This is a genomic window from Shewanella gelidii, from assembly GCF_014647855.1.
GTDB lineage: Bacteria > Pseudomonadota > Gammaproteobacteria > Enterobacterales > Shewanellaceae > Shewanella > Shewanella gelidii.
Window position 1 is genome coordinate 679,523 of sequence record NZ_BMPZ01000002.1, and the last position, 21,775, is coordinate 701,297.

Consider the following 21,775-nt stretch of genomic DNA (forward strand, 5'->3'; position numbering starts at 1 on the left):
GTACTAGATCTCTCTGGATTCTCGCCATTGTGGGTGTTTTATCATGATTTGACGAAATGAATCACTCTCTAATTGGCGTTTTAACCAACATTTCACGTTGACGTAGCAGGACTGATGAAACCAAGTCGAGTCGACACCAGCAAATTGTCTTACAAATGGGAAGATCGCTAAATCGGCAATGCTTTGATAATCGCTAAATAGGTATGGTTTGATTTGGGTAGATGCATTTAGTGTGCTTTGTTGAGTTAATCTTTGCTCTAATTTAAGGATAAATTCTTCCGCCTTCGAGCGATAATAATGCTGAGTGTGTTCTGGGTAACGGTCTGCATACTTATAACGGTCGAGCCAAAATTTGAAGTCAGCATCATTCTCGGCAATCAGCTTTTTTTGCTCAGGCCAAAGAATGCGCCGGTCGGGAGCACTTTTATAGTGGGTCAAAGCTAGGTTCGATGGTGCTGAATTGAGTGCCCAAAGCATAATATCAAGACTTTCATCTATGACTTTCCCATCTTCAGTTTGTAGTACTGGCACAGTGGCTTTCTGCGATATAGCAAGTAACGCAGGCGGTTTTTCTTTTAGTATGACTTCTCGATGTTCAACAGCACAGCTAGCGATGTGCAGCGCAAGTCTAGCTCGCATTGCATAGGGACAACGTCGAAACGAATAGAGAATCGGCAGTGGCATCATTTATCCTTCATTGTCCTCGATGGTGTAGGCGGTGATCTTGCTCAATTCAAATAAATATCCACAAAGACTGTCTGTATTTAGCTCAGCTATTTTGCTTTAAAATGCGCGCGTGATCTACGTCACGTTGCGAGGTGATTATGCCGCGCTCACTTTTGAATTTCAATGGCGCCCTGATTTAAGTCTTGGTTAGCCTCTTTGAGGATTTTATGTCTAAAGTTGTTGTTTGTGCACTTTATAAGTTTGTGTCTTTGCCACATTTTGAATCTATCCGTCAGCCGTTGTTTGAGCTAATGACTCAACACCAGATCCGAGGCACTTTATTGCTTGCACATGAAGGGATTAATGGCACTGTGGCGGGGTCAAAGTCATCTATTAATGTTCTATTGACATGGCTCACAGCGCAACCAGGGTTGGGTGAAATTAGCTATAAACTTTCTTACGATGAACTTCTCCCTTTTTATAGGACGAAGGTGAAGCTGAAACGAGAAATCGTCACTATGGGTGTTGAAGGAATTGATCCGTTGCAAGTGGTAGGGACTTATGTAAAACCCAAAGATTGGAATCAATTGATTGCGGATCCCGAAGTTTTAGTGATTGATACACGCAATGATTATGAAGTCAAAATTGGCACATTCGCTAATGCATTGAACCCACAAACGGATTCTTTTCGTGACTTTCCTGAATACGTTAAAACTCAACTTGATCCTGCTAAGCACAAAAAGGTTGCTATGTTCTGTACTGGTGGCATTCGTTGTGAAAAGTCGACGGCTTATTTAAAAGAGCAAGGGTTTGAAGACGTATACCACTTAGAAGGCGGTATATTGAAATATTTACAAGAAGTTCCATCAGAACAAAGCATGTGGCGTGGGGAATGTTTTGTATTTGATAATCGAGTTGCCGTCAATCATCAGTTACAAAAAGGCAGTTATGAGCAGTGTAATGCTTGTCGAAAACCGATTACTGCTGAAGATATGCAAAGTGAGGATTATCTCCAAGGGATCCAATGTCCACATTGTGTCGGTACGCATAGTGAGGAGCAGATGCAACGTTTTCAAGAAAGAGAACGTCAAATGCAGCTGGCTAAATCTCGAGGGGAATCTCATTTAGGTGATGATGTGAATCGTGTCGCGTCGCAACGCCGAGCAGCTAAAGCCGCTAGAATTAAATCGCAAAGTAAACCCTCTTAATTCTTCTTTGATTGTTGTAGGGGAGAACGGTTGCTTTGGTGCATGGATTGGCTATATATACTGCAGCATGGTCGATGAGTTTCTATTGAAGATTGAAGCGAGATTGAGCGCCGTATTTGCGAAGCACCTATTGTCACAGTTTTGTTGCTTACGATGTCGTTTTAGCAAGTTTTATAGAAGCAATTTTTATGGTACCTTCTGCGCCCCATTTTATCGCTCTGCCTGCATGTATCGATTGAGATCTATTGCAAGGTAAAGTGTACTGTTTAACGCAAAGGTAATTGTTCAAATGTTTGTTGGTTTTGATTATGGAAGTGCCAATTGCGCGGTTGGGATCATTCAGAATGGTCAAGTTGAACTCGTTAAAATAACCGCCGATAGCGCTTATATGCCTTCAATGCTTTATGCAATGGATAGAGAATTAATTGCAGAAGCAGTGCTAAGAATTTTGCCCAAGAACCAGCAAGCGGAATATAGCCAAGCGCGATCCGCGCAATTGAGTCTTGCAAAACGCGTAAGGCATGAGTTAGACCTTGATGTGGATGAGGTCGGTGTTTTTGTGGGTGAACAAGCGTTAGAGGCCTACTTAGACATGCCTGAGGAAGGGTTTTATGTTCGCTCTCCGAAGTCATTTTTGGGTGCCACGGGTCTAAGAGCTGAACAAATAGGCCTGTTTGAAGATATTGTCACTTTGATGATGCATCACGTGAAGTGTAAAGCTGAGCTGCAAACACATCAAACATTGACCCATGCGGTTATTGGTCGGCCCGTGAATTTTCAAGCGATTGGTGGCGAAGACAGTAATCAGCAAGCACAAAGTATTCTCCGCATAGCTGCGAACCGTGCTGGATTTAGTCAGGTGGAATTCCTATTTGAACCCATTGCCGCAGGGATGGATTACGAAGCACGTCTTACACAAGATAAAACTGTTTTAGTGGTGGACGTTGGTGGTGGTACAACTGACTGCTCTATGGTGAGAATGGGGCCAAGTCATTGTCACAAGACTGAACGTGCACAAGACTTTCTTGGCCATAGTGGTCAACGCATTGGAGGCAATGATTTAGATATTGCCTTGGCGATGTATGGAATAATGCCAAAAATGGGTCTGCATAGTGATCTAGTCACCGGACGCCCCATGCCGAGTAAACCGTTTTGGAATGCAGTTGCTGTGAATGATATTAGTGCGCAGCGGGATTTCGCGACGTTAACGAGCCGCAAAAATATTGAAAGTTTAATAAAAGATGCGCAGCAACCACAAAAGTTGCAACGATTGTTAAAAGTGCAACAGCAACAATTGGGCTATCTAATCGTGCGCCAAGCGGAACTGAGCAAAATCGCGCTTTCTGATGCACAGCAAACGGTCATTGATTTAACTTGCATCGAGGCAAATTTAGAAACTTCAGCCAGCCAGTCCATACTTGCGCAAGCAGTAACTGCACCTATGAGCAAAGTCATTAGTTTAATGAAAGATGTCGTAGCTCAAGCTGGTGTGGAGCCAGATTTAGTCTATGTTACGGGGGGCACGGCGAAAAGCCCGGTGATCTACAATCAAATTTCTCGGCTGTTTCCTGAGACAGAAGTCGTCATTGGTGACCATTTTGGCAGTGTCACTGCAGGTTTAACGCATTGGGCTCAGAAAGCTTTTTCATCTATAAATGATTCCCTGTAAAGTATCTATCACTATATTGTCACCAATCGCGAAAAAGTAGGACTACACGATGAAATCTAAGCTTGCTATTTATACTAAATATATTTTGATTGGCGCTTTTTGTGCCGGTGTTAGTGGTTGTGGTGATGATGTTGGTAAGGTCAGCTTAGGGTTATTTACGACAAAAGATGTTGTGATTGACGCTCGGAAAGATCCCAAAATCGCAGGGGTTACTTGTCACATTAGCCGAGTTGAGGCTGATTTAGATTTTGCCGATCCATCGGATATGAGTATCGCATGTCGCCAAACAGGGCCTATTTTGCCTCAAGATATTGATAGCATTGATAAATCAAAGAATGGTGAAGTTGTCTTTAAAGAGTCTTTGAGTATTCTATTTAAGTCGCTCAAAGTGAGACGAATATATGATGCTCAAAATCAGACGTTGCTTTACTTGTCATATTCGACCAAAGAAACTGAAGGTAGCCATAAGCATGCTTTATCGAGCGTACCACTGTTTGGTACTCAAGCTTGGGGCGGATCTAGTAAGGCTAATAACTAGTCTCTAAATATCGAAAGTTATTTTGAATTGGCGCGGTACAGTTAAAGCTGTATCGCGCCATTTTTTAATGTGAAGATGTTAAGTCAGCTGGGTGATTGAGCTTTAGCCTGTAAATAATCCAATGCGCCTACGATTGCCGCAACTTGTGCTTGATTGCAGTCATCAGCATTCACTTGAGGGCTATCGGGGTATACTTCTGTAGTCGTGCAATATTTGGCATGACTTAAGCCTGCACATAGTCCAAGTGCTTTGGTTGGATAGTTGATCACGCCCTGTTGTGTAACATCTGCACCAATGATCTGTCCTTGCCCGTCAGCTGGTGCAATGTGCGTTACTTTGGCGACGGATTCAATGATCGCACGTTGAAACTCAGGTTGCGGGGACAAGGTATCACCCACTAAATAGAAGCCGTCTGGGATCGAACCCGCTTGATAAGGCACGCCATCTCTTGCTGCCAGAGCAGGGCGAAACTCTAGTTCATCCGTATCCGTGGTTTCATGTAAATCAATGTGCGCGAGAATTGGCTTGTGTTGATTTTCAATATCTTCTACAAGTTGCATCAGTGCTGCAGACTCTTCTGCTGGGCTGTCGTGATAAAATGATCGATTTGGGTCTATGGCACTTGGGTTCCATCGATTGATCGTTTCATAACCCCAAGGGCTGACACAAGGCGCGATAATAAAGTTAAAAAACTTTTCATAATCGCTCGCCTTTGTTTGTACAAAGGTGATAGCGCCATGTACACCACTTGACTCGTAACCGTGTACGCCGCCAGTAATGAGAATAGTTGGCTTGTCGTCGTCCCAATTATTTGATTTCAAGGCAAACAGTGGATAGATTTCTGGGGCATAGGTTAGGGCGCCATATTGAATCAATTCAAATTGTTCAGAGAGCGGTTGGATTTTACTGGCCACTTCTTCTAAGTAGCTCCGACGAATTTGACAAGTTTGATACCAAGCTTGTTTATCTTCTTCACTCCAAGGCTGGCCCATCGTGCCAATTGGATAGAAAGCATTTTGATTCATGTGTCGTGTAACCCCATCATTTTATAGTATCGAGGCAATATAGAGGACTCTCTGTATCGACTCAATATATCTTTTGAAAAGCGGTAAATTTGAATTGTTTCTAAGCCCCAGACAATTCTGCTCAAGTCTGTGAAAAATAGGGCTAAGCGAAAGATTTTTTGCGTGCATCGCGGTTATGTGGCTTCGGCTGGAAATTTTAGATATAAGATGTAATACAAAATTACTGCATTTTGTCATTCGAAAGTATTATAGTTGGTATAGGTAAATACAGTTATGGCGATTGGATTTACTTGGATACAGAAATGCGTACCATAAACACATGTAAAGCATGATCTTTGTCTGCGCTATCCAAAAGCTAATCTGATATATTTGCTGCATCTTTTTATGAGGTCAGTCAAAAGTATTTGATTCAACCATCCTTTTTGAAGAATACAACAACAGAATACCCACTGTTTTTCCGCCGAAATAATAACCTGTTCGATTGGAGTTTTTGATGTACACCTATGTTGCCCGACAACCTATTTTTGATGCTGAGAATAAGGTGATCGCTTATGAATTGCTGTATCGAGACGGGGACAAAAACTGCTTTCCAAACATTGATTCGAATGAAGCGACATCGAAGATTATTGCGCAAAATCATTTGATGTCAGGATTTGAGTCCATCGTGCAGGATAAAATGGCGTTCATCAATTTTAGTGAAGATACAATTTTACATCACTTTCCAACGTCAATTGATCCTGAGCAGGTATATATTGAAGTTTTGGAAACCGTGAATATTACTCCAGAACTCGTTAAAGCATGCCAAGAATTACATCGATTAGGTTATCGCTTAGCTTTTGACGATTTTGACTTTGACTCTAAATGGGACCCATTGCTGCCCTACATTTCGATGATCAAAGTTGATGTTCAGCAATTCAGCATTATCCAAATTTCGAAGAACATTCGACAGCTCGAAGGTTCGGGGATAATTTTGTTGGCCGAAAAAGTAGAAACCGAAACAGAGTTTGTTCGCCTGAGACATTTAGGGTTTCAGTATTTTCAAGGGTACTACTTCGCACGGCCTGAAATGTTTAAGCAAAAGAATATTGCACCCAGTAAGCAAAACCTGTTGCAATTGATGGCCGAGTCGGCGAAACCACACCTTGATCTCGAAGTCGTTAGCACAATCATTGAGCGCGATGTTTCACTGTCATATAAGTTATTGCGATTTATAAATAGTTCAGCGTTTGCTAAGCGTCAGGAAATCGCGTCGCTAAAACATGCGTTGTCATACATGGGAGAAGTTGAGGTTAAGAAGTTTATCTCGCTCATCGCCCTTGCAAAACTCGCGGAAGATAAAAACCCTGAGTTAACCAATATGGCGATTATACGTGCCAAGTTTTGTTCAAATTTGTCAGCTTATAAAAATGAGTCGCAGAATCCACCCTCAGCATTTTTAACCGGTCTTTTTTCATTGATTGATGTGATGTTAGATATGGAACTAGGCCTTGCCTTAGAAAAGCTGCCGGTACAAGAGCAGATTAAGCTTGCACTCACTGACAAGGTGGGCAGTCTCGGTGGCTATTTAGAGCTCATTCGGGCATTTGAACAAGCTAATTGGGTGCAGGTTGACAACTTGAGTAAACAACTTGCGGTGCCGAATCAATGTATATTGACGGCGTATACCGAAGCTATACAATGGGCAAATAGTTTCGAAAATATCCAATAATATTGGGATTTATAGGCTGCTCTCGTTGCATTCGGGTTTACAGCCTCCTGTCTTACTTATGCGCCAAAAATTCAAATCGCATTTTGGCTTTTCCGAGCTAATTCCGCGTTCAATAATTCAATTCAACCACTTAACCCATTTGATACGAAGTAAAGTGATTGTTTTTTATTCTTGGGTGACTCTAAATATCTTTCGTGTGTTATGAAAGCACGGCATGAAAGCGTTCAAATGCCGCTTCAAGATCGGCAATGAGATCCTGTGGATCTTCTAAGCCAATATGTAGACGAATGAGTGGTTTTGTACTATCCCACGGGGTTGCGGTTCGGATGCTATCGATACCGCTAACCGCAAGAATGAGGCTTTCATATCCTCCCCATGAAAACCCCATTTTGAAATGCTGCATGTTTTCAACAAAAGCTGTGGTTGCTTTTAGATTGCCCTGCTTAAGAACGAAAGAAAACAAACCATTGGCGCCACTAAAATCACGCTTGAAAAACTCATGACCTGGGCATGTTGCAAAAGCGGGGTGGCGAACATGATCAACTTCGGCACGCTCAGCAAGCCAGTTGGCGATCAGTAATGCGTTCTTTTCATGCTGTGCCATACGAACGCCCAATGTTCTTAAGCCCCGTGCTGCAAGATATACATCATCAGGGGAAGTGCATTGGCCAAGCAAATAGCTGTTTTCTCTAAGCTTATCCCAGTGCTCTTCATTGGCGGTTGCTGTTCCCATCATCACATCCGAGTGGCCCACGATGTATTTCGTCGCTGCTTGAATTGAGATGTCTACGCCCATGTCAAAAGGACGGCAGTTGATAGGCGAGGCCCAAGTGTTGTCTAGCACAACACTTAAGCCGTGTTGATGTGCGATAGCCGCGAGCGTTGGCACATCTTGCACTTCCATCGTGATCGAACCTGGTGATTCAAGAAATAACACTTTGGTGTTTGGACGAATAAGCAACTCTATATCTGCGCCAATCATCGGATCATAGTAGGTCGTTTCAACACCAAATCCGGCTAAAATATTATCGCAGAGCGCCCGAGTGGGCTCGTAAGTTGAATCCACCATTAGCAAGTGATCACCAGCTTTCAGTAATGACAACAAAGTGCCACTGATTGCTGCAGATCCTGATGGGTAGAGTGCCGTCCCGACTCCGCCTTCAAGCTCTGCGATAGCGGATTGAAAGGCAAAGTGAGTCGGTGTACCTCGGCGCCCGTAGAACATTTCACCATTTGCTTTGTGCTTGATGGCGTGGCGCATATCGTCCATGGTGTCAAAAATTACAGTAGAGGCTCTATAAACGGGTGGGTTGACCACACCTTGGGACCATTTTTTGTCGCGACCTAGGCTGACGATTTGGGTATCAAGTTGCTGTTTTTCTTTGCTCATATGTCGTTGCCTGTCCTTAATGGTATGGTGATGGATTACCACTGCTTTGCGTGTGCGACGGATTTAAAAGATTAATCTTAACACCAACGTTGATCTTTGGAAGTCATAAACCTACATAGCTGAGTAATTTGCGCTTTGTTGTGTGTCATGCGCTAGCTTCACTCCAATTGAATTCTCATGTTATCCTTTGCGCATTATGCTAAGTCGTTCAATAGAAGGATTTTTAAATGAAAAAGCTCAGTATGGTATTTGCAGTGGCTGTAGGAGTGAGTACTGTTGGTGCAACGGGTGCGCTAGCACATGGTAATCACCAAGATAAAAAAGAACTTTTATTGGACTGGATGGTTGGACACTTTGATAGTGAACAGCAATCTATCGCAGATAAAGATTTCTTTAATATCCACCTCAATATGAAGCGTATTTGGTTACAACAAAAAGATGCTTGGATTTATGTTGAACAAGCGGCTGCGTCTCATCTTGAAAAGCCATATCGACAGCGTGTGTATCAAGTTCAAGCACTGTCAAAAACTGAGTTTGTCAGTAAAGTCTTTACCTTTGATAATCCTCTAAATTATGCCGGCGAGTACAGCAAACTTAGGCCTCTTGCCTCCTTGACGCCTAAAGATTTGGCATTAAAGCCGGGCTGCGCTGTTTATTTAAGTTGGAATGAAGCCAGTCAAAGTTTTTCTGGTGCGACAGATAACAGTACTTGTAAAAGCACCCTCAGGGGAGCAAGTTATGCCACATCAGAAGTTACGGTCACCAAAGATCAAATATTAAGTTGGGACCGTGGCTGGAATGGGCAAGGTGAGCAAGTCTGGGGAGCCGTAAAAGCCGGGTATCAGTTTATGCGCCGTTAATTTCGGTTCCTTTAAGCATGTTCATTCAGTGCGCTCAAAAAGAAAGGCGGCGTCTGTAGGCTTTAATCTATTGGCCACACTTCAATTGCGCCATCTGAGCTTAGCGTCGTGAGTGTTCTGCTGTTCGTTTGTGGATGATGAGTGTCAGCTGTGGTTTCAACCATCGACAGTACCGTCGTTCCTGCCGTATATGCTTTGAGTTGCCATTGGCTTAGTTGTTTGCCTGTGGCTACGTCCCATTGAAAGACTTTGTTTTTCGATGTGGCGGTAATGAGTTCCGTGCCTTGGCGAATAAATAGCGCTTTTCGGAAGTAGCGGTAGCGACCCCAGAACTCTAAAGTAGGAAAGCTTGCATGGGTGATTAGATCTAAAGTTTTGTGATTATCTAACGCGTCCGCTAAAAAAATGCGCTGTGCTTTTGTGTCAAGCGCTGCGCTATTCATTCGCTGCGGAAACTCATATCGTTTTATAATGTCCCCTGTATTTGTAGACCAAATTAGGGCGCTGCCGTCATGACTTGTTGAAAACACCTGTTCATCGGCCGAATACAATTCGACATGGCTTACATTCGCATCATGTTGCTTAAACTGAGAAAGCTGATTGCTCTGGCGGTTAATCGTTAAAATGGCGCCATCGCTCATGCCCACCAACATAAACCCAGCATCGTGATTGAGATAAAGACTGCTAATGCTAGCATCTGGATTAAAACTCTTTGCTTGCCACTGTAAAACCCGAGTTCCATCTTTTAAGTTAAATAGTATCAGTTGTTGTTTGCCTGCAACTGCGAGTTGTTGCTGGTTGCCCGAGAGTGCTAATTTGAATATGGGGACGGAAAAATCATCACTGGACCAATGATAAATAGGTTGACTACTTTCGGTGTTCCAGACAATGACGTCACTTTTTCTATTGAGTGTTACGGCCATTGAAGCTTGAGAAGAAAGAACGCCATCAATGAGGGTCTCTTGCGTCAGGCGTTTGGTTTGAACGGAAGCAAGTTCGTTGCTTGCTTGTTCACAGCCTGCCAACAAAACCAAAAGGCCCACCATGATTGCTCTTACTGGTTTAATAAGAAATGTTAATTTATGCACGTGCGCGCCAAAACAGATAGAGATAATGAAGAATCATAACAGGCTTCTGTTTAAGCGAGCTAGAATTGCTGTGACATTGATCACGCATTGCTTGACAGTCAGCAGAAACTTCATAAAACTAAGCTCCCTTTATATCTGATAATTAAAACAAAAATGAGTGCTGCATGATGTATTGTTGCTGATAGTTGGCATTCATCTGCCGGCTGCTTGCTCTATTTATGATTTACATTCAATTGAGTGAAAAGAGGAGTAGAAATGGGTGTAAGAATTGTAATGTTGATTACCCTTCTTTTGGGGCTTTGGGGTTGCAGTCGTCATCAAGCGCTTACGAATTCAGAGTCTCAACTAGGTGCTGCTGCGCTGCCAATTAATTATGCGCTGTTTCAACAGCAAGAATCTATAGTGGAATCAGATACGCTATTTTTGCTTTCCGAAGAGCACCAGCAAGATTTTTTAGCCGATTTTAATTATCGACTCTCGCGGGGAGTTAGGCCACATATTGCACTTTCAGAGTTCTTGGAAACGCGACTCGATAATTTTACATTTTATGGTGCCACCTATGTCGCAGATCAAGCGTGGTCGTTGAATAAAGGCAATTGTATGAGTTTGGCGATGTTAACCACAGCGCTTGCTCAATTAGTTGATTTAGAAATTGATTACCGAGAAGTGAACACATTACCCGTTTTTGAAAAAAATAATAATTTGCTACTTTCTTCAACCCATGTGCAGACTCGCGTTTTTGAACCTTCTCAGGAAAAAAATAATCATATTTCGTATACGCGAGCAAATGTAGTCGTAGACTACTTCCCTGTGAATACCAACTATGCAGGTAAACATGTGAATTCGAACCAATTTATTGCGATGTATTATCGCAATAAAGCGGCTGATGCATTGATCCTAGATGATATCAATTTGGCTTTTTCATATACAATGCAGGCGTATGAACATGCCCCTCAAGATATTGAAGTATTGAATCTGCTAGCTGTTTTGCACCGTCGCCAAGGCGATGTAAAAACTGCTGAAGATATTTATCTATTTGGGCTACAGGTTAATCCAAATAGCCTCAGCTTACTGACGAATTATATTGTGTTGTTAGAAAAGAATGGGCGCCAGAGCTTAGCAAACGAGTATAGAGAAAAAATGCTCACGCTGAATGACCCGAATCCTTATATTTGGTTGGAGCAAGCTTATCGAGCTGAAGCCGCTGGTGAGCAAAGCAGAGCGAAAATACTATTTGATAAGACATTAGAGCTCGCTCCCTATGTACAGCCTGCCTATATTGGACTCTATCGAATTTATTTGTCTCAAGGTCGGCACTTAAAGGCGAAAAAGACTCTGAAACAGGCGTTAGAATGGTCTTATGAAAAAGAAGAGCGCCAGTTATATAAATTTAAATTGTATAATTTGAATTCCGAATCTTCCCAGTAAAACCGGAATAGGGAAATGCTTGATGCCTCCATGCTGCCAGTATACATCTGGTAGTGTTGGTGTCTGTGGCTTAACGGTGATGCAGTATCGATGAGGCAGCAAATACGAGTCATGTCTACGGAGTTTCGATGCTGAATTGGAGGCTTTGATATACACGCGAGCCCTTGCTTCAGGGCCGACGTTCAAGTGGTAGTTGGCACTAGATAGTATCGATTTCCCCAACCCCTGATTTTATAATTGTTCGAGCGACTACCGGAGAGGTAGAATTGACAAGCAGCTTATGTCGCATTTGATGGCGTAGCAAATGTAAACCGTTCAGCGCTTCATGGAATGAAAAGAGCGCTCTTATCCCATGGCTTTTTCTTCTGCTCTTTGTGGTTTAAATGTCATTAAAGTCGCTTAAATCAGGGAGATTTGCCTTGAGTCATTTGCTCGAAGAGTGAAAGCGTGTGAACAAAAAAGAGAGCCTTGGCTCTCTTTTGGAATATCACGACTACAGAATCTGCATTAATCGGGCGCAAAGCCTGATGGGCCAATTAACTCGCCATCGAGAAATGCAAGGTTATCTTTCATTTCTAGTCGACCTTGAGCGAACCATTTTACTACGATTGGGTAGATAGCATGCTCTTGTTCGTAGACTCTCTCCGTCAAAAGCTCAGCAGTGTCTTCTGCATAAACAGGGACTCTAGCTTGCAAAATAACTGGGCCAGAGTCGAGCTGTGGCGTGACGAAGTGTACGCTCGCGCCGTGCTCTGTATCTTTTGCATCAATTGCGCGTTGGTGCGTGTTGAGCCCTGTATATTTTGGCAATAAAGAAGGGTGAATGTTGATCATCCGTCCCTCATATTGACTGACAAAGTCGTCGCTTAAAATACGCATGAAACCCGCGAGAACAATGAGCTCTGGCTGGTATTTTTCAATACGCTGCTGTAAACGTAGATCGTAAGACTCACGGGACTCCCCCTTTCTGGCGATCACGCAACTGGTATCAATTTCAGCGTGATGAGCTCTTTGTAAGCCCAAAGCATCTGGTTGGTTACTGATGACACCGACAACATCGGCTTGAAGATGGTCATCACAGCTATCTATGATTGCTTGTAAATTACTACCATTGCCTGAAATAAGTACCAGTACACGTAATTGTTTTGCCATTAAAGGATCTCCACCTGCTCTTCATCGTCTGAACGAGAGGCTATGTTACCGATGAGCCAGGCTTGTTCACCTTCAGCTGCTAACAATTCTAATGCAGATTCAACCTTATCAGCAGGCAGTGCCACGACCATTCCGACACCACAGTTAAAGGTGCGGTACATTTCAAATTCAGAAATGTTGCCGTTTTCCATAAGCCAGTTAAATACGGTTGGCCACTGCCATGAGTCACCGGTAATGACCGCTTTGCAATCATCAGGTAAAACTCTAGGAATGTTTTCCCAGAATCCGCCGCCAGTAATATGAGCCATTGCGTGTACATCTGATGCTTCGACCAGTTTTAGCAGTGACTTCACATAAATTTTTGTTGGTTCTAGCAAATGTTCAATCAACGGCTTGCCAGCTAAATCTTGCTGCGGATCAGCCTTGCTAACTTCTAGGACCTTACGAATAAGCGAGTAGCCATTTGAGTGAGGACCGCTAGAAGCAAGAGCAATCAATGCATCTCCAGCCTTTACTTTAGTGCCATCAATGATGTCAGCCTTTTCTACAACGCCGACACAAAAGCCTGCCAAGTCGTAGTCTTCGCCTTCATACATGCCAGGCATTTCAGCAGTTTCACCACCGATTAATGCTGCACCAGATTGGTAACAGCCTTCACCAATACCGTTGACAACCGATGTTGCTGTTGCAACGTCCAACTTGCCAGTCGCATAGTAATCGAGGAAGAAAAGTGGCTCAGCACCTTGAACAATTAGGTCGTTTACACACATCGCAACGAGATCAACACCAACACTGTCGTGTTTTTTGTAGTCGATTGCTAAGCGAAGTTTGGTGCCGACACCGTCAGTGCCAGAAACGAGAACAGGGTGTTTGTATTTAGTTGGTAATTCACAAAGCGCGCCAAAGCCACCTAGGTTGCCCATAACTTCGGGTCTGTGGGTGCGTTTCACAGCAGATTTGATATTACTAACCAGTTCGTTGCCAGCATCAATATCGACGCCTGCATCTTTATAGCTCAGTGGGGTAGGAGTGCTCACGGAGATCCTCTCGGGTACATCGTTATTATATGGGATTTTGTGCGGCGCTATTCTATCAGTTTGTGCAATCCCGAGAAAGCGAAGTTTTTATAAACTTGTGTAAGTTTCAGTGCGAGTTGCATCACGGTTTTTTGGGTCTGCGCATTTTTATATTTTACCTTCGTCTTAAATAGTCTAAGATCGATAAAATTTGCTTCTTGAAAGCTTATAAAAACAGCAGGAGATAAAAATGAAAGTCGTTGAGGTTAAGCATCCTTTAGTTCGCCACAAAATTGGTTTGATGCGTGAAGGAGATATCAGTACTAAGCGTTTCCGCGAGTTAGCTGCTGAAGTTGGGAGTTTATTAACCTATGAAGCGACGGCAGATCTCGAGACTGAAACAGTCACGATTGAAGGCTGGAATGGCCCTGTTGAAATTGAGCAAATCAAAGGTAAAAAGGTTACGGTTGTCCCGATTCTTCGTGCTGGTTTAGGGATGATGGACGGTGTATTAGAACACATTCCAAGCGCGCGGATTTCTGTTGTGGGAATTTACCGTGATGAAGAAACACTGGAACCAGTCCCATATTTTGAAAAGCTTTGTAGTAATGTCGATGAGCGTATCGCTCTGGTTGTTGACCCAATGCTGGCAACTGGCGGCTCGATGATTTCAACAATTGACTTACTTAAAGAGCGTGGCTGTACCTCGATTAAAGCGCTGGTACTGGTTGCTGCACCAGAAGGTGTTGAAGCACTTCAAAAAGCTCACCCTGATGTTGAACTATATACAGCTGCTGTTGACAAGTGCCTGAACGAAAAGGGTTATATTTTGCCCGGTCTAGGTGATGCAGGCGATAAGATTTTTGGTACCAAATAAGCGTACCGGCAAATAAACAATAAAAGCGGAAAGATGTAGTCTCATCTTTCCGCTTTTTTATGCGTAACTGAATTCAGCGATTAATGTGCAACACGATTTTTCGTCGTTTCATTGCACACCACTATTCTATTTTATTGTTTTTGATGCTAATCGAAACCGTTCTTGTTTCGTGCCTCTGAACATATTTTTAAAGTCTTTAAAGCACCATTGCTGCTATCCAACCAAAGGCCAATAAAGGCAAGTTATAGTGGATAAATGTTGGGATGACGCTATCTCGAATGTGATCGTGTTGCCCGTCTGCATTGAGTCCTGCCGTTGGCCCCAAAGTTGAATCGGACGCAGGTGAACCAGCATCACCGAGCGCGGCGGCTGTTCCAACCAGTGCAATTGTTGCAGGCACTGAAAAATCAAAATTCAACGCCAGTGGTACATAAATCGTCGCAATAATTGGTATCGTCGAAAAAGAAGAACCGATCCCCATCGTAATTAATAGACCAACCACCAGCATTAAAAATGCAGCGAGTGGTTTGTTGTCACCGATAAAGTCGCCAAGAGATGCCACCAAGGTCGAGACCTCCCCAGTGGTTTTTACTACGGCTGCAAACCCGGCTGCGGCAATCATTATAAAACCGATATTGGCCATCATGCGTGCACCTTGAGTAAATACATCTTGATCAGCAACATGCTTCAAAGCGCCTGATAAACTAAAAATCATAAATCCAAACATCGCGCCGATGATCATCGAACCGGTTTGCAATTGAATGAGTAAAGTCGTGGTTATAGCGATGATAGCGATGTAAATATTTTTCTTGCTAAGCTTTTCTTCGGGCTCGGCTGCGAGGATGAGCTCTTCTCGATAAATACGGGGATTACGATAGCTGATCAATAAGGCAAACAGAAGGCCTGCTATCATGCCTAAAGCCGGTATCAGCATTGCGGCTGGAATCTGCTCTCTCGCTGCGTCTAAACCGTTACTGTTGAGATTGAATAGCAAAATATCATGGAGAAAAATCCCACCAAAACCAACGGGTAAAATCATATAGGTCGTGACCAGTCCAAAAGTTAATACACAGGCGACTAACCTTCGGTCTAGTGATAGTTTTGACATCACATGCAAAAGCGGTGGCACGAGGATAGGAATAAAGGCGATATGAATCGGTAAGATATTTTGCGAAGACATCGCCATAACGAGAAGCGCGGCTAACAAAATCCAACGCACTTTTTGAATGTTTGCCGTCGCTGGTGCGTGGCCTAACCGCTTGATGACGGTGGTAGAAATAAGCGTTGTTAATCCTGAGTGGGATAGGGCTACCGCAAAAGCGCCAAGGAGGGCATAGCTGAGGGCAATTTTGGCTCCGCCTCCGAGGCCATTATTGAATGCATCGATGGTTTGCTGTATGTCTAAACCGCCAAATAACCCAGCCACCAGAGCACTGATTGTTAGTGCGATGACTACATTGACCCGAAAAAAGCTCAATAAAAGCATTAAGCTGACTGAAATAACAACAGCATTCATAAAAGTAGTCTGTTTTCATAGTGGGAAAGGCTGTATTTTGTCAATTCTAAGCAGAGGCTGTCTAGCAAATTCGAATATGAATGCAAATCAGCGTGATAAGCGACTTTAGTTCGTGATGCGAATTCACTTAGATAGCGCTTGTAAAGCCATGAGTTGCTGTTTTTTTGTTCGCCCCTGACGCAAATTGGTGTTTATTGAAAATATTTTTCATCCAATTTGTGATATTGATCGTAAATAGGTTGTCAGCAGAGACAGGCTATTTATAATAGCCAGAGTTTTATAGGGAATTGTTTGTCTATTCTCAATTCATTCCATAGATGGAGATAAAAAATGAGCGTATTAGTAGGCCGTCCGGCGCCAGACTTTACTGCAGCAGCAGTTTTAGGTTCAGGTGAAATTGTTGATACTTTTAACCTTACCGCTGCAATTAAAGGTAAGCCAGCGGTAGTGTTTTTCTACCCTCTTGATTTTACTTTTGTTTGTCCTTCTGAGTTGATTGCATTTGATCACCGTATGGATGAGTTCAAGAAACGTGGTGTTGAAGTCATCGGTGTTTCAATCGACTCACAATTTACACATAACGCATGGCGTAATACGCCAGTTGACCAAGGTGGTATTGGCCAAGTGCAATACACTTTAGTTGCTGATGTGAAACACGAAATTTGTAAAGCCTATGACGTTGAGCATCCAGAAGCCGGCGTTGCTTTCCGTGGCTCATTCCTTATTGATAAAGAAGGCCAAGTTCGTCACCAAGTCGTGAATGATTTACCGCTTGGCCGTAACGTTGATGAAATGCTACGTATGATCGATGCACTTCAGTTCCACGAAGAGCATGGTGACGTGTGCCCAGCAGGTTGGGAAAAAGGTGAAAAAGGTATGGATGCAAGCCCTGAAGGTGTTGCAGCATATCTTACAGAGAACTCGGAAGGCCTATAAGGCACAGACCAGTTCATGAATTGAAAAAGCTGCCATTGGCAGCTTTTTTTTATGCGTGTTTGTATTGCTTAGTTGTCATGATTTCCTCGACATGCATTGAATGCAAATCCATCGTGGATCAAAGCAATATCATAGGGGAGTGATCGTGTTACGACTCAGGTTCCTTAAGATCTTCATTTATAGGTGCCAGTGGCCAACCACCTAGAGACTTCCAGCGGTTTACAATGTGACAGAATAGCTCTGCTGTTCGTTCTGTATCATAAAGAGCTGAATGAGCTTCACTATTATCAAAAGGGATCCCCGCCATCATACAAGCTTTGGCTAGGACTGTGTGACCAATTGCTAATCCGGCTAACGTTGCTGTATCAAAGGTCGCAAAGGGGTGAAATGGTGTGCGTTTTAGTCCATTTCGTTCAATGGCTTGGCTGACAAAACCGTGATCAAATGCCGCATTGTGAGCAACAATGATACTGCGGTGGCAGTTCGCAGCTTTCTGGCCTTTCTTGACTTCTTTAAAGATTTCTAAAAATGCTTCTTTTTCTGATACTGCGCCGCGAAGTGGGTTGCTGGGATCGATGCCATTAAATGCAAGAGCGTCAGGCTCAAGATTTGCACCTTCAAACGGGTCAATATGATAATGGAGCGTTTTATCAAGGGCTAATACGCCTTCATCATTCATTTTGAGAAGCGTGACCGCGATTTCAAGAAGTGCATCTGTTTTTGCGTTGAAGCCCGCTGTTTCCACGTCGATAACGACAGGGTAATAGCCTCGAAATCGATTGCTCAGTTTGTTGAAGTCGCAAATATCGCTCATTAAAATACCACCCATTTTTTTATAGTGGGCTATTATGCTTAAACTGATCACTGCTGTCATGTGTGTTTGCTGGGTTTATGTTCTAAAGGAACGAAAAAACCTGCCGATACATAAGGTGCAATGAAAATAAAGAGAGCGACTTAGACCATGTGGCGACCGGCACTTCTTATCACCAGTTTATTACTTCCAAGCTTTGCTTCTGCTGAGTTGAGGCATTATGTGGCTTCATTGGAAGACTCTCAATGGCGTGTGAGCCAAAACTCTCCAGTTGCATGTAGGCTTGAGCATGACATTCCAATGTATGGCAAAGCCATCTTTAGTAGCCAAGCTAGTAAAGATCATAATCTCAATTTTATTTTAGATATGTGGATGAAGCCCGATCAAGTGACTAATGCGCGGCTGATGAGTCGAGCGCCGAATTGGCGACCCGGGGTGCGCTCCAAGCCTATTACAACGCTTAAATATCAAAAGTACTTTAATGGGGAAGTACCAAAGCGTGCAGCATGGTCCATGCTTGCTGAGTTAGAGCGCGGTATGGAACCCACTTTTTATTACGCAGATTGGTATAACCAAAGTAATAAAATTGCAGTGGGATTATCTACTGTAAATTTCGGAAGAACTTTTAGAGAATTCAAATCCTGCCTCGCTAATCTACTACCTTATAGCTTTGAAGATATAGCATTTACCGTTTTGAATTATGAATTTGGTGGGACCGAGTTGACGCGATTTTCAAAACAGCAATTGGCCCGTGTACAAGAATATTTATCTTATGATAACGAAGTGGAACTGGTATTGATTGATGCTTATACCGATAGTTATGGCGGCCGGAGCGTGAATAAACGTACTTCGATAAAAAGAGCTGACTCTATTAAAGAATTCTTTTTGGCCAAAGGAATTCCGCAACAACGCATCCATACGATGGGGCACGGTGAAGCACGGCATGTCGCTTCAAATACAACAGTCGATGAGCGCAGCCGCAACCGTCGGGTGGTGATTAGAATATCCAAACCGATGTGAATTTGATTTAATGATGAAATGGGCTGATTGAAAAATCGGCCCTTTTTTATGTCTTAGTCAATATAGCATCTTTTTTTGCGCAAAAAAAAGCCCGCTCATTTGAGCGGGCTGCAAATATTCTATTGCAATCAACAAATTGAAGGAAGGAAGTCAAGCATAAGAACCAGGGAAAAACTGACATTTGCGAAACAACATCAGTTTAAAAGTTCTTTGTTTTCAATATCAGTAAACTGACACTTCCTGAAAACGTGGTCATTGTATGGTCAGCATTAGAAAGCCGCAAACTAAAAAAAATACCTACTAGCATAAATAAAACTAATGCATAAAAGGTGATGAAGGACACCGTAAGTCATTATAAATCGGTGTTTTTAGCGCTTTAATTAATAAAGGTGCATAAAAATACACACTATAGATTAGTTATATGTTGTTTAATTGTTAATTTTGACTGCTGTTTATTCCTTGAACAATGAAATGGTACCCATTGGCGTAGAAAAAATATGTGGGTATAGTGACCCACATTAAACTTTTGCGCTGCAATAAAAAGGAAGTCAGCAAAATGCGAATAAAAATAAAATTGATTATGGCAAGTGCTGTTGCCTTGGGGGCATCGATTGGTTTGAGTGCTTGCCAATCGACTGGTATTCAAGGAGCCACAGCTCAGCTCGTTTATCCGGTTTCCGAAGTGACCCAGCAGGTTGATGTATTACATGGTGTTGAGGTGGCAGATCCGTACCGCTATTTAGAAGAAAATAACTCCAAAACCGATGCTTGGGTGAAAGTTCAACAAGAATTTGGTGACAATTACCTCGATCAAATACCAAATAAGCAGGTTTTAGTTGATCGCATTACTGAGCTTTGGAATTACGAAAAGGTGTCAGCGCCTTTTGAGCATGGTTCTAACACTTTTTATTATCGCAATGATGGGTTGCAATCGCAGTCAGTTTTATTTGTTAAAGATGACACAGGTATAGAGAAACGATTACTGGATCCCAATAAACTATCCGCTAAAGGTACATCTGCACTATCAGGTCTTTCGGTTAGTCATGATGGAAAAACCTTAGCGTACGGGGTATCTAAATCAGGGTCTGATTGGCAACAATGGTATTTCATGGATGTAGCGACAGGGCGGTTGCTTGACGATCAGTTGAGCTGGATTAAATTTTCTAGTGCAGAATGGGATAAAGACAATAAAGGTGTGTTTTATTCTCGTTATGATGCACCGAAGGGCGGAGATCTTTTAGCGGATGTTAACTTTAATCAAAAGGTTTATTACCACCGTTTAGGAACTCCGCAAACTCAAGATGTTCTAGTTTACGAGCGTCCGCAAAACAAAGATTGGGGTTTCGGTGCCGAAGTGTCTGGAGATGGTAATTACCTACTGCTATCCATTTCCCAGGGAACGGACAGTCGTAATCGTTTCTTTTATAAAGCGCTTAATGAAAAAAATGCAGAGATGGTTGAATTAATCGCAGAGCTAGAGGCTGAGTACAGCTTCCTTGGGAATGATGATTCTGTTTTCTATTTTAAAACCGATTTGGACGCATTGAATGGCAAAGTCATTGCGATTGACGTCAATCGTCCTCAAAAATCAAATTGGAAAACGATTATCCCAGAGTCTGCGGACCCAATTAGCCGAGTGAAGATCGTGAATGACCAGCTGGTTGTTAGTTCTTTACACCATGTCTTAGGTAAGCTATCGGTCTATGATCTAGACGGTCGCAAAGTTAAAGATATTGCGCTACCGGGTAAAGGTAAAATTACCGGTCCCTATGGGAAACGCTCAAAAGATTATTTCTATTACGTCTTCAGCAGCTATACCCAGCCACTAACAACGTATAGATATGACTTTAAAACCGGTAGTTCAGCCGTATATGCCGAGCCAAAAATTTCATTTAGCCCAGATGATTATGTAACCGAGCAAGTTTTTTATAAGAGTAAAGATGGTACACAAGTGCCGATGCTTATTTCCTATAAGAAAGGCATGAAAAAAGATGGGGCAAATCCCGCGTTGCTGTATGCATATGGTGGCTTTTCAATTTCTGTCACACCACGATTTAGCCCAGCTAATATTGCTTGGTTAGATATGGGGGGCATATACGCAGTACCCAATTTAAGGGGGGGAGCTGAATATGGTGAAAGCTGGCATGTCGCAGGAATGCTCGATAAGAAACAAAATGTATTTGATGATTACTATGCCGCCGCAGAATATTTGATTGATAATGGCTATACCAATAGCAGTAAGCTTGGTGCTTATGGTCGAAGCAATGGTGGCTTGTTAATGGGCGCAGCTGTGACGCAACGACCAGAGCTATTTGCAGCGGTACTGCCGGCAGTGGGGGTATTAGATATGCTCCGATTCCATAAGTTTACGATTGGCTGGGCTTGGACGAGTGAATATGGTAGTGCAGATGTCGCGGAACAATTTCCAGCACTATACGCTTATTCTCCTTATCACAATGTTACAAAGCAAGACTATCCAGCAACGATGGTGATGACGGCAGATCATGATGACCGTGTGGTGCCATTACATAGTTTCAAATTTGGTGCCATGCTGCAGGCAAAACAGACGGGTGATGCTCCAGTGATTATGCGAATTGAATCCAATGCTGGCCATGGTCGTGGTAAGCCCACAGCAATGAAGATTGATGAATTTGCTGACATCTATAGTTTTCTATTTCACAATTTTAACCTAACAATTCCGCAACATATCGGTCACTAACTCGGTCAAAATATGAGTTAAAAATAAGAAAGAGGGCAAAAGCCCTCTTTTTTTATGTTTAATGATTCCCACTGCATCGCTCAAGCATTCACAATCCATGACTGGATAGGTATAGTAAGTCACAGTTTATTCACTGTTTGAGTCAGCT

General features: G+C 42.8%; 18 protein-coding genes. 10 read left to right on the forward strand and 8 right to left on the reverse strand.

What is annotated here, in order from left to right:
* Positions 1–3 precede the first annotated feature (3 nt).
* Positions 4–687, reverse strand: a complete 684-nt coding sequence (locus IEY18_RS06505) for a glutathione S-transferase (protein WP_308424049.1) — start codon at positions 685–687, stop codon at positions 4–6.
* A gap of 206 nt (positions 688–893) precedes the next feature.
* On the opposite strand from IEY18_RS06505, the gene trhO reads away from it, so the two are divergent.
* The 3 genes from trhO to IEY18_RS06520 all read left to right on the forward strand — a co-directional run bounded on the left by trhO (position 894) and on the right by IEY18_RS06520 (position 4,081).
* On the forward strand, positions 894–1,874 hold the full coding sequence (trhO, locus tag IEY18_RS06510; protein WP_188918985.1) for an oxygen-dependent tRNA uridine(34) hydroxylase TrhO: 981 nt from the start codon (positions 894–896) through the stop codon (positions 1,872–1,874).
* Between the two features lie 289 nt (positions 1,875–2,163).
* Complete coding sequence (yegD, locus tag IEY18_RS06515) at positions 2,164–3,543, forward strand: molecular chaperone (protein WP_188918987.1); 1,380 nt, start codon at positions 2,164–2,166, stop codon at positions 3,541–3,543.
* 49 nt (positions 3,544–3,592) lie between these two features.
* Positions 3,593–4,081: a CreA family protein gene (locus IEY18_RS06520; protein WP_188918989.1), complete on the forward strand. Its 489-nt coding sequence runs from the start codon at positions 3,593–3,595 to the stop codon at positions 4,079–4,081.
* An 83-nt stretch (positions 4,082–4,164) separates the two neighbouring features.
* Here the strand turns inward: IEY18_RS06520 and IEY18_RS06525 are convergent, their stop codons facing one another.
* Positions 4,165–5,106 (reverse strand): M14 family metallopeptidase, encoded by a 942-nt coding sequence (locus IEY18_RS06525; protein WP_188918991.1) that lies wholly within the window; start codon positions 5,104–5,106, stop codon positions 4,165–4,167.
* Between the two features lie 493 nt (positions 5,107–5,599).
* Here IEY18_RS06525 and IEY18_RS06530 point away from each other — a divergent pair, with 493 nt between their 5' ends.
* Positions 5,600–6,814 carry an EAL and HDOD domain-containing protein gene (locus IEY18_RS06530; protein WP_188918993.1) on the forward strand — a complete coding sequence of 405 codons (1,215 nt, stop codon included), beginning with the start codon at positions 5,600–5,602 and terminating at the stop codon, positions 6,812–6,814.
* 199 nt (positions 6,815–7,013) lie between these two features.
* Here the strand turns inward: IEY18_RS06530 and IEY18_RS06535 are convergent, their stop codons facing one another.
* On the reverse strand, positions 7,014–8,204 hold the full coding sequence (locus IEY18_RS06535) for a cystathionine beta-lyase (protein ID WP_188918995.1): 1,191 nt from the start codon (positions 8,202–8,204) through the stop codon (positions 7,014–7,016).
* Between the two features lie 227 nt (positions 8,205–8,431).
* Between IEY18_RS06535 and IEY18_RS06540 the strand changes: the two genes are divergently transcribed.
* Positions 8,432–9,064, forward strand: a complete 633-nt coding sequence (locus IEY18_RS06540; protein ID WP_188918997.1) for a chromophore lyase CpcT/CpeT — start codon at positions 8,432–8,434, stop codon at positions 9,062–9,064.
* A 62-nt stretch (positions 9,065–9,126) separates the two neighbouring features.
* On the opposite strand, the gene IEY18_RS06545 is transcribed toward IEY18_RS06540, so the two are convergent.
* Positions 9,127–10,152 carry a WD40 repeat domain-containing protein gene (locus IEY18_RS06545; protein ID WP_229779756.1) on the reverse strand — a complete coding sequence of 342 codons (1,026 nt, stop codon included), beginning with the start codon at positions 10,150–10,152 and terminating at the stop codon, positions 9,127–9,129.
* Between the two features lie 255 nt (positions 10,153–10,407).
* Here IEY18_RS06545 and IEY18_RS06550 point away from each other — a divergent pair, with 255 nt between their 5' ends.
* The gene (locus IEY18_RS06550) at positions 10,408–11,580 is read left to right on the forward strand and encodes a tetratricopeptide repeat protein (RefSeq protein ID WP_188918999.1); all 1,173 of its coding nucleotides are present in this window, start codon (positions 10,408–10,410) and stop codon (positions 11,578–11,580) included.
* A 507-nt stretch (positions 11,581–12,087) separates the two neighbouring features.
* On the opposite strand, the gene purN is transcribed toward IEY18_RS06550, so the two are convergent.
* Both purN and purM read right to left on the reverse strand, forming a co-directional pair.
* Entirely contained in the window at positions 12,088–12,732 is a 645-nt protein-coding gene (gene purN / locus IEY18_RS06555) for a phosphoribosylglycinamide formyltransferase (protein WP_188919001.1), read from the reverse strand.
* Positions 12,732–13,769: a phosphoribosylformylglycinamidine cyclo-ligase gene (purM, locus tag IEY18_RS06560; protein WP_188919003.1), complete on the reverse strand. Its 1,038-nt coding sequence runs from the start codon at positions 13,767–13,769 to the stop codon at positions 12,732–12,734. The genes purN and purM overlap by 1 nt, the downstream gene beginning before the upstream one ends.
* 229 nt (positions 13,770–13,998) lie before the next feature.
* Here purM and upp point away from each other — a divergent pair, with 229 nt between their 5' ends.
* Positions 13,999–14,625, forward strand: coding sequence for a uracil phosphoribosyltransferase (upp, locus tag IEY18_RS06565; protein WP_188919004.1), 627 nt, complete (start codon positions 13,999–14,001; stop codon positions 14,623–14,625).
* A gap of 196 nt (positions 14,626–14,821) precedes the next feature.
* On the opposite strand, the gene IEY18_RS06570 is transcribed toward upp, so the two are convergent.
* Positions 14,822–16,141 carry a Na+/H+ antiporter family protein gene (locus IEY18_RS06570; protein WP_188919006.1) on the reverse strand — a complete coding sequence of 440 codons (1,320 nt, stop codon included), beginning with the start codon at positions 16,139–16,141 and terminating at the stop codon, positions 14,822–14,824.
* A 330-nt stretch (positions 16,142–16,471) separates the two neighbouring features.
* Here IEY18_RS06570 and IEY18_RS06575 point away from each other — a divergent pair, with 330 nt between their 5' ends.
* Complete coding sequence (locus IEY18_RS06575) at positions 16,472–17,077, forward strand: peroxiredoxin (protein ID WP_188919007.1); 606 nt, start codon at positions 16,472–16,474, stop codon at positions 17,075–17,077.
* Between the two features lie 148 nt (positions 17,078–17,225).
* On the opposite strand, the gene rnt is transcribed toward IEY18_RS06575, so the two are convergent.
* On the reverse strand, positions 17,226–17,891 hold the full coding sequence (gene rnt / locus IEY18_RS06580; protein WP_188919008.1) for a ribonuclease T: 666 nt from the start codon (positions 17,889–17,891) through the stop codon (positions 17,226–17,228).
* Between the two features lie 147 nt (positions 17,892–18,038).
* On the opposite strand from rnt, the gene IEY18_RS06585 reads away from it, so the two are divergent.
* Positions 18,039–18,908: a flagellar protein MotY gene (locus IEY18_RS06585; RefSeq protein WP_188919009.1), complete on the forward strand. Its 870-nt coding sequence runs from the start codon at positions 18,039–18,041 to the stop codon at positions 18,906–18,908.
* 556 nt (positions 18,909–19,464) lie between these two features.
* The gene (locus IEY18_RS06590; protein WP_188919010.1) at positions 19,465–21,627 is read left to right on the forward strand and encodes a prolyl oligopeptidase family serine peptidase; all 2,163 of its coding nucleotides are present in this window, start codon (positions 19,465–19,467) and stop codon (positions 21,625–21,627) included.
* Positions 21,628–21,775 lie beyond the last annotated feature (148 nt).